This window comes from Actinomycetota bacterium (assembly GCA_036280995.1).
GTDB lineage: Bacteria > Actinomycetota > CALGFH01 > CALGFH01 > CALGFH01 > CALGFH01.
Map to the genome: position 1 here is coordinate 1 of DASUPQ010000125.1, position 7,756 is coordinate 7,756.

Below are 7,756 nucleotides of genomic sequence, written 5' to 3' on the forward strand. Positions count from 1 at the left end.
TCGCCGAGGAGGCCGGGGCCGTCGCGGTCATGGCCCTGGAGCGGGTGCCGGCCGACATCCGGGTCCAGGGCGGGGTGGCCCGCATGAGCGACCCCGAGCTGATCCACCAGATCATGGACGCCGTGTCGATCCCGGTCATGGCCAAGGCCCGCATCGGCCACTTCGTCGAGGCTCAGGTGCTCCAGGCCATCGGCGTCGACTACGTCGACGAGTCCGAGGTCCTGTCCCCGGCCGACGAGGCCCACCACGTGGACAAGTGGCAGTTCACCGTGCCCTTCGTGTGCGGCGCGACCAACCTGGGCGAGGCCCTGCGCCGGATCGCCGAGGGCGCGGCCATGATCCGCTCCAAGGGCGAGGCCGGCACCGGCAACGTGATCGAGGCCGTGCGGCACATGCGGGCCATCGCCGGCGGCATCCGCCGCCTGCACGGCCTGCGGGAGGACGAGCTGTTCACCGCCGCCAAGGAGCTGGCCGCCCCCTACGACCTGGTCGCCGAGGTCGCGGCCGAGGGCCGCCTGCCGGTGGTGCTGTTCACCGCCGGGGGGATCGCCACCCCGGCCGACGCGGCCATGATGATGCAGCTCGGCGCCGACGGCGTGTTCGTCGGCTCGGGCATCTTCAAGTCCGGCGACCCGGCCCGCCGGGCCCGGGCCATCGTCGAGGCGACCACCTTCTCCCGCGACCCCGAGATCGTGGCCAAGGTGTCGCGCGGGCTCGGCGAGCCGATGGTCGGCATCGCCGCCGTGCCCGAGGGCGAGCGGCTGGCCGACCGCGGCTGGTAGGGAGCCCGATGCCCGCACCCAGGGTCGGCGTCCTGGCCTTCCAGGGCGACGTCCGCGAGCACCTGGCCGCCCTGGCCGCCGTCGGGGCCGACCCGGTCGAGGTCCGCACCATGGCCGACCTCGATTCCGTGGAGGGCCTGGTCGTGCCCGGGGGCGAGTCGACCGTGATCGGCAAGCTGGCCGCCCGCTACGGGCTGCTGGCGCCGCTGCGGGCGCGGGTCGCGGACGGCCTGCCGGTGCTCGGGACCTGCGCCGGCATGATCTTCCTGGCCCGCGAGGTCGAGGGGCCGTCCCAGGACCTGCTGGGCGTCCTGGACGTGCGGGTCCGCCGCAACGCCTTCGGCCGCCAGGTGGCCTCCTTCGAGGCCGGGGTGGACGTCAAGGGCGTGGACGGCGGCCCGGTGTCGGGCGCGTTCATCCGCGCCCCCTGGGTGGCCGAGGCCGCCCCCGAGGTCGAGGTGCTGGCCGAGGTCGACGGCAAGGTGGTGGCCGTGCGCCAGGGCAACCTGCTCGCCACCGCCTTCCATCCCGAGCTGACCGGCGAGGTGCGCCTGCACCGCTGGCTGGTCGACCTGGTCGCGGAGAGGAGTTCGTCATGAGCGGGCATTCGAAGTGGTCGACCATCAAGCACCAGAAGGGCGCCAAGGACGCCCGCCGGGGCAAGCTGTTCGCCAGGCTGATCCGGGCCATCGAGGTCGCGGCCCGCGAGGGCGGCAGCAACCCCGACGGCAACCCGACCCTGGCCGACGCCATCCAGAAGGCCAAGGACAGCTCGGTGCCCAACGACACCATCGACCGGGCCGTCAAGCGGGGCGCCGGCGAGCTGGGCGGCCAGCGCCTCGAGCTGGCCACCTACGAGGCGTACGCCCCCGGCGGGGTGGCGCTGATGGTCGAGGCCCTGACCGACAACCGCAACCGCACCGCCGCCGACGTCCGCCACGTGGTCACCAAGGGCGGCGGCAGCCTGGCCGACGCCGGCAGCGTGGCCTACCTCTTCCACCGCCGCGGCCAGCTGGTCGTGCTCGGCGACGACGTCGACGAGGACCGGGTCATGGAGGTCGCCCTGGAGGCCGGCGCCGAGGACGTCGAGCAGGGTGACCAGGGCTTCACCGTCACCACCGCCCCCGGCGACCTGCGCGCCGTCCGGGCCGCCTTCGACGCCGCCGGCATCGCCTACGACTCGGCCGAGGTCACCATGGTCCCCAGCATGTCGGTGCCTCTGGACCGCGACGTGGCCCTCCGGGTCCTGCGCCTCCTCGACGCCCTCGAGGACCTCGACGACGTCCAGGACGTCTACGCCAACTTCGACATCCCCGACGAGGTCATGGCCGAGGTCAGCTGACCGTCACGGATGAGGGGCGGAAGCCGGCCTCCTTGCCAGCCCCGGCCGGCGTGCTGTTCCCCGCCGGCCGGGCGCGGGACCGGGTTACAGGCGGCCGCGACGGCGGCTGAACAGGAACAGCACCAGCAGCACGATGATGATGATCAAGAGCAGGGTACCGAGCCGCATCTCGCCTCCCTTCGGGTCGAGCGCCGCCTACCCGTCCGGGGCGGAGGCTAACCAACCAAACCGGGCGGGGATGGTTGAGCCTGACGGGGGCAGGGGGTAGGCTGCCGCCAAACACCTGTTCGAGAAGCGGAGGGCCGGCCATGCGGGTGCTCGGGGTCGATCCCGGGCTCGGTCGCTGCGGGTGGGCCGTGCTCGAGGGGCGCAGGGGCCGGGTGACGGCCGCCGGGTACGGGACCATCACCACCGACGGCGAGCAGGTCGCGCCCCGGCTGGCCGCCCTGGCGGCGCGGCTGCGGGAGGTGCTGGCCGCCCACCGGCCGGAGGCGCTGGCCATCGAGCGGCTCTTCTTCAACGCCAACGTGCGCACGGCCATGACCGTCGGCCAGGCCTCCGGGGTGGTGCTGCTGCTGGCCGCCGAGCACGGCCTCGAGGTCACCGCCTACACCCCGCCGCAGGTCAAGCAGGCCGTCACCGGCAGCGGGAGCGCGCCCAAGGAGCAGGTCGGGTACATGGTCAAGGCGCTCCTCGGGCTGACCTCGGTCCCGGCCCCGGCCGACACCGCCGACGCCCTGGCCGTGGCCCTGTGCCACCTCAACCACACCGGCCTGGCCGCCCCCGGCGCCCGGCCCGGCGGCAATGGAGCCGCCCTCGGGTCCGCCCCGGCCGCCGACTGGCTGGCCCGGGCCGCCCCGACCTCCCCTGGGCTCGCCAAGGGGGCCGGACGGTGATCGCCAGCCTGCGCGGGCGGCTGCTCGAGGTCCTGGCCGACGGGGCCGTGATCGAGGTCGGCGGGGTCGGGTACCGGGTGCACCTGACCCCCAAGGCGGCCGCCGGGCTGCCCCGCGACGGCGAGGTGCTGGTCCACACCGTCACCTACGTGCGCGAGGACACCCTGGCCCTGTACGGCTTCGCCACCACCGACGAGCGCCGCGCCTTCGAGCAGCTGCTGACCGCCACCGGGGTCGGGCCCAAGCTCGCCCTGGCCGTGCTGGCCGTGCATTCCCCCGACGCCCTGCGCCGGGCCGTGAGCGCCGGCGACGCCGACGCCCTGACCCTGGTCTCCGGGGTCGGGCGCAAGGGCGCGGCCCGGCTGATCCTGGAGCTCAAAGGCAAGCTGGGCGACGGCGAGCCCGACCTGCCGGTCGAGCCGGCCGGCCGCCCGGCCTACGCCGAGGTCCGCGAGGCCCTTGGCGCCCTCGGCTACGGGCCGGCCGAGATCAAGACCGCCCTGGCCACCCTCCCGGCCGACGCCGGCGAACGCCCGACCGAGGAGCTCCTGCGGCTCGCCCTGCGCGGATTGGGCTCGAGCCGGTGACCGACACCGAGGGGTTCGGGGAGCCCCAGGGAAGTGCCCCGATGAACAGAGAGGACCTCCTCGACCCCTGGCCCTCGGACTCCGAGCGGGCCAGCGAGGGCAGCCTGCGCCCGCGCAAGCTGGACGAGTTCGTCGGCCAGGCCAGGGTCCGCGAGCAGCTCGGGATCGTGCTCGAGTCGGCCCGCCGGCGCGGCCTGCCCCCCGACCACCTGCTGTTCTCCGGGCCCCCGGGCCTGGGCAAGACCAGCCTGGCCGCGATCGTGGCCGCCGAGCTGGGGGTCGGCTTCCGGGTCACCTCCGGTCCGGCCCTGGAGCGGGCCGGCGACCTGGCCGCCATCCTCACCGGCCTGGAGCCGGGGGACGTGCTGTTCGTGGACGAGATCCACCGCCTCCCCCGGGCGGTCGAGGAGGTCCTCTACCCGGCCATGGAGGACTTCCAGATCGATGTCGTGCTCGGCAAGGGGCCGGGGGCGCGCAGCCTGCGCCTCGACCTGCCCCGCTTCACCCTGGTCGCCGCCACCACCCGCACCGGGCTGATCACCTCGCCGCTGCGCGACCGCTTCGGCTTCTCGGCCCGGCTCGACTACTACGGGCCGGCCGACCTGCAGGCCATCGTCACCCGCTCGGCGGCCATCCTCGGGGTGGCCATCGACCAGGCCGGGGCCGAGGTCCTGGCCAGGCGGTCACGGGGCACCCCGCGGATCGCCAACCGGCTGCTGCGCCGGGTCCGCGACTACGCCGAGGTCCGGGCCGACGGGTCGGTGGACGCGGCCGTGGCCGAGGCCGCCCTCGAGCTGTTCGAGGTCGACCGCCTCGGCCTGGACAAGCTCGACCTGGCCCTGCTGCGGGTGCTGTGCGAGCGGTTCGGCGGCGCCCCGGTCGGCCTGGCCACCCTGGCCGTGTCCGTCGGCGAGGAGCAGGACACGGTCGAGGACGTGGCCGAGCCCTACCTGCTCCAGCTCGGCTTCCTGCAGCGGACCCCCCGCGGCCGGGTGGCGACCGCGGCCGCCTTCGCCCACCTCGGCCTCAGCCCGCCCCGGGGCACGGGAGCCGCCCCGTCTCCGGGCTCCCTCTTCGAGGACCGGCCGGAGTAGGATTGCCGCCGCATCGGCACCCCCGGAGGTCGGAAATCCATGGAAGGTAGCGGGTCACTCGTCATCCTCGTGCTGATGGTCGCCGTCTTCTACTTCCTGCTCATCCGTCCCCAGCAGCGCCGCCTCAAGGCGCTGCAGTCGCTGCAGTCCTCGCTGCAGCTGGGGGACGAGATCGTCACCTCGGCAGGGTTCCTCGGCACCATCCGCCGCTTCGACGGGGAGATCGTCACCATCGAGCTGTCCCCGGGCGTCGAGGCCCGGGTCAACCGCCGGGCCATCTCGGGCAAGGTCAACCCCGAGCCGGCGGGCGGGACGGCCGAGGTCGCCGACGAAGAGGAGCGGCCCGAACGATGACCCTCCCGGAGCGCCGGGCCGCGGCCCCCGAGCTCCGCCTGCTCGACCAGGTGGCCGGCCACCAGGCCATCCAGACCTACATCGCCCTCGCCGACCAGTTCACCGGGAGGCTGGGCTACACCGAGCACGGCTTCCGGCACGCCAACCTGGTCGGCCACATCGCCTACAACATCCTCGACCGGCTCGGCTACGACCGGCACCTGGCCGAGCTGGCCGCCGTCGCCGGCTACCTGCACGACGTCGGCAACGTGATCTCGCGCCAGAACCACCCCCAGACCTCGGCCCTGCTCGCCCTGCCCGTGCTGGCCGAGCTGGGCATGGCCACCGAGGACATCGGCCTGGTCATCGGGGCCATCGGCAACCACGAGGAGGAGCTCGGCCACCCCGTGTCGCCGGTGTCGGCGGCGGTCAACATCGCCGACAAGTCCGACGTCCACCGCTCCCGGGTACGCAAGGACGCGCGGGTCGAGTTCGACATCCACGACCGGGTGAACTACTCGGCCACCCACTCGTTCGTGCGGGTCGACGCCACCAGCCGCACCATCACCCTGGAGCTCCAGATCGACACGGCGGTGTCCGACATCCTCGAGTACTTCGAGATCTTCCTGACCCGCATGATGATGTGCCGCCGGGCCGCCGAGGGCCTGGACTGCAAGTTCCGCATGACCGTCAACGGCCACAGCCTGCTCTAGCCCGCTCGAACGCGGGAGAAAACCGCTAGGCTCTCTGTTTCGAACCCCTTGCAGCACGAAGGAGCCACAAGTCCGTGCCAGGAATCCGTCGCTACGTCATCCCGCTGCTGGTCGTGTTCGCGCTGGTCGGCGTGGTCTGGGCGGTGGTCCTGGTCCAGGGGCTGGAGCCCCGGCTCGGCCTCGACCTGCGCGGCGGGTCCACCGTCACCTTCGTGCCGACCAACCCGCGGGGCGGCGAGCCGACCCAGCAGCAGCTCGACACCACCGTCGACATCATCCGCAGCCGGGTGAACTCCAAGGGCGTGGCCGAGTCCGAGGTCAACCTCGAGGGCGGCAACATCGTCGTGTCCATCCCCGACGTGCCCAACCCCGACGAGGTGATCGCCGCCGTCGGCACCACCGCCCAGCTCCAGTTCCGCCCGGTCAAGGAGGTCGTGGCGCCGAACGACCCCAAGTACAACCAGGGCGAGTTCAAGGCCGTCGACTGCGCCAAGCCCGAGACCTACTCGACCAAGGACGTCCCCGACAAGGACGTGGTCCTCTGCTCCCGGACCGAGGGTCGGCTGGCGCCCGACGCCAACTCGGCCAAGCTGCTGATGGGTCCGGTCGCCCTCGGCGGCACCGACGTCGCCTCGGCCCAGGCCCAGCTGGCCCAGACCGGCCAGGGCGGGGTGACCACCGGCGAGTGGGTGACGGCCCTCAACTTCAGCGGCCGCGGCGGCGACAAGTTCGAGGAGCTCACCGGCAAGGCGGCCTGCAACCAGGTGGGCGACGTCAAGCGCCAGATCGCCATCACCCTGGACGCGGTCGTGATCAACAGCCCGCCGGTGGCCGAGAGCATCCAGTGCGACCAGGGCATCAGCGGCGGCCAGGCCGAGATCACCGGCCAGACCCAGGCCGAGGCCGAGAACCTGGCCCCGCTGATCTCCTCGGGCGCCCTGCCCCTCAAGCTCGACCCGCAGACCCGCACCACCGTCAGCGCCACCCTGGGGGCCGACTCGCTGCGGGCCGGCCTCATCGGCGGGGCCGTCGGGCTCGGCCTGGTGCTCCTGTACGTGCTCGTCTACTACCGCGGCCTGGGCCTGGTCATCTGGGTCGGCCTGGTCATCGCGGCCGCCCTCAACGTCGGCATCGTCATCGTCATGGGCGAGCTGATCGGCTTCACCCTGACTCTGGCCGGGATCGCCGGCCTGATCGTGGCCGTCGGCATCTCCGCCGACACCTACGTGGTCTTCTTCGAACGGCTGAAGGACGAGGTCCGTGAGGGCAAGTCCCTGCGCGCCTCCGTCGACCGGGGCTGGCAGCGCTCGTTCCACACCCTGGTCTCGGCCAACGCGGTGTCGTTCTTCGCCGCCGTGATCCTGTACGTGCTGGCCGTCGGCCCGGTGCGGGGCTTCGCGTTCACCCTCGGCCTGGCCACCCTGATCGACTTCTTCGCCGCCTGGTTCTTCGCCCGGCCGTCGGTCTCCCTGCTCACCCGACTCCGCCTGTTCCAGGAGGGGCGCTTCGTCGGCATCCGCGCCGCCGTCTGACCCGCAAGGAGGATCCAGTCCGTGTCCCTCGCCAGCCGCCTGTACCACGGCGAGACCAGTTACGACATCGTCGGCCGCCGGCGCCTGTGGTTCACCATCTCCGGCGTGCTCCTGCTCATCTCGCTGGTGAGCCTGTTCGTGCCCGGCCTCAACTTCGGCATCGACTTCAAGGGCGGGGCCGTGTTCCGGGTCCAGCCGCAGCAGACGGTCACCGAGGCCCAGGTCCGCGACCAGCTCGGGCCGGTGGCCGAGGTCGTGCAGATCTCCCAGAGCCAGCCGGTCGAGGTGATCGTCCAGACCGAGGTGCTGGAACCGGCCGAGGTGGCCACGATCCGGACCGAGCTGGCCGAGCTGGGCGGGGTGGAGCGCAACGAGGTCTCCACCGAGACCATCGGCTCCAAGTGGGGGAGCACCGTCTCCCGCAAGGCGGTCGTCGCCCTGCTGGTGTTCCTGGTCGTGGTGACCGCCTACGTGTCG

At 72.9% G+C, this 7,756-nt stretch carries 10 protein-coding genes; all 10 read left to right on the forward strand.

Annotated elements, in window-relative coordinates; genetic code table 11:
• Positions 1-782, forward strand: a 782-nt coding sequence (gene pdxS, locus VF468_03910) for a pyridoxal 5'-phosphate synthase lyase subunit PdxS (protein ID HEX5877458.1), incomplete at its 5' end; no start/stop codon positions are given.
• Between the two features lie 8 nt (positions 783-790).
• Positions 791-1,381, forward strand: coding sequence for a pyridoxal 5'-phosphate synthase glutaminase subunit PdxT (pdxT, locus tag VF468_03915; GenBank protein ID HEX5877459.1), 591 nt, complete (start codon positions 791-793; stop codon positions 1,379-1,381).
• On the forward strand, positions 1,378-2,124 hold the full coding sequence (locus VF468_03920) for a YebC/PmpR family DNA-binding transcriptional regulator (GenBank protein HEX5877460.1): 747 nt from the start codon (positions 1,378-1,380) through the stop codon (positions 2,122-2,124). The genes pdxT and VF468_03920 overlap by 4 nt, the downstream gene beginning before the upstream one ends.
• 308 nt (positions 2,125-2,432) lie before the next feature.
• Positions 2,433-3,020, forward strand: coding sequence for a crossover junction endodeoxyribonuclease RuvC (gene ruvC, locus VF468_03925; protein ID HEX5877461.1), 588 nt, complete (start codon positions 2,433-2,435; stop codon positions 3,018-3,020).
• Positions 3,017-3,607 (forward strand): Holliday junction branch migration protein RuvA, encoded by a 591-nt coding sequence (gene ruvA, locus VF468_03930; GenBank protein HEX5877462.1) that lies wholly within the window; start codon positions 3,017-3,019, stop codon positions 3,605-3,607. Before ruvC ends, ruvA begins: the two co-directional genes overlap by 4 nt.
• 41 nt (positions 3,608-3,648) lie before the next feature.
• Positions 3,649-4,701, forward strand: a complete 1,053-nt coding sequence (gene ruvB / locus VF468_03935; protein HEX5877463.1) for a Holliday junction branch migration DNA helicase RuvB — start codon at positions 3,649-3,651, stop codon at positions 4,699-4,701.
• A gap of 39 nt (positions 4,702-4,740) precedes the next feature.
• Positions 4,741-5,055, forward strand: coding sequence for a preprotein translocase subunit YajC (gene yajC / locus VF468_03940; GenBank protein ID HEX5877464.1), 315 nt, complete (start codon positions 4,741-4,743; stop codon positions 5,053-5,055).
• Positions 5,052-5,747 carry an HD domain-containing protein gene (locus tag VF468_03945; GenBank protein HEX5877465.1) on the forward strand — a complete coding sequence of 232 codons (696 nt, stop codon included), beginning with the start codon at positions 5,052-5,054 and terminating at the stop codon, positions 5,745-5,747. Before yajC ends, VF468_03945 begins: the two co-directional genes overlap by 4 nt.
• Positions 5,748-5,821: 74 nt before the next feature.
• A complete protein-coding gene (gene secD, locus VF468_03950) occupies positions 5,822-7,279 on the forward strand; it encodes a protein translocase subunit SecD (protein ID HEX5877466.1) in 1,458 nt (485 codons plus the stop codon).
• A 21-nt stretch (positions 7,280-7,300) separates the two neighbouring features.
• Positions 7,301-7,756, forward strand: a 456-nt coding sequence (locus VF468_03955) for a protein translocase subunit SecF (protein HEX5877467.1), incomplete at its 3' end; no start/stop codon positions are given.